This window comes from Hydrogenophaga bisanensis, assembly GCF_042665135.1.
Classification (GTDB): Bacteria; Pseudomonadota; Gammaproteobacteria; order Burkholderiales; family Burkholderiaceae_C; genus Hydrogenophaga; species Hydrogenophaga bisanensis.
Genome location: NZ_JBHTBX010000039.1, coordinates 1 through 596 on the forward strand (window position 1 = coordinate 1; position 596 = coordinate 596).

At 35.9% G+C, this 596-nt stretch carries 1 pseudogene; it reads left to right on the forward strand.

Annotation, left to right across the window (positions count from 1 at the left end):
• Positions 1 to 342: pseudogene (locus tag ACFQNJ_RS19330) on the forward strand (IS6-like element IS1216 family transposase); the annotation flags it as partial.
• Positions 343 to 596 lie beyond the last annotated feature (254 nt).

Consider the following 596-nt stretch of genomic DNA (forward strand, 5'->3'; position numbering starts at 1 on the left):
TATGCTTTTCTTAAGCGGTTAGTGAAGCAGTTTGATGAACCGAAGGTTGTAGTCACAGATAAAGCCCCCTCTATTACAAGTGCCTTTAAGAAACTAAAAGAATACGGCTTTTATCAAGGGACAGAACATCGTACCATTAAATACCTGAATAATTTGATTGAACAAGACCATCGTCCAGTAAAGAGACGCAATAAATTCTATCGAAGTTTACGCACTGCCTCTACCACGATTAAAGGCATGGAAGCCATTCGAGGATTATATAAGAAAACCCGAAAAGAAGGCACTCTCTTCGGGTTTTCGGTCTGTACTGAAATCAAGGTATTATTGGGAATCCCAGCTTAAATCATAGATACCGTAAGGGATTTTATTCTTTATTTAAAACTTTGCAACAGAACCAATCAAGTAAATAAAAAAATATTATATTTCACAACATGCTAATAGACTCATATCTAGAACGCATTAAGTATTTACCTGTCTGGTTCGCTGAGACTTCTTTTTTAACTTTCTTCAATTTTCTTCTTTATTCTAAAAAGCGTACTGCGACTGAAACCGGTTATAGCTTCAACTTCCTTATACGATTTACCTGAAGTAAGCAG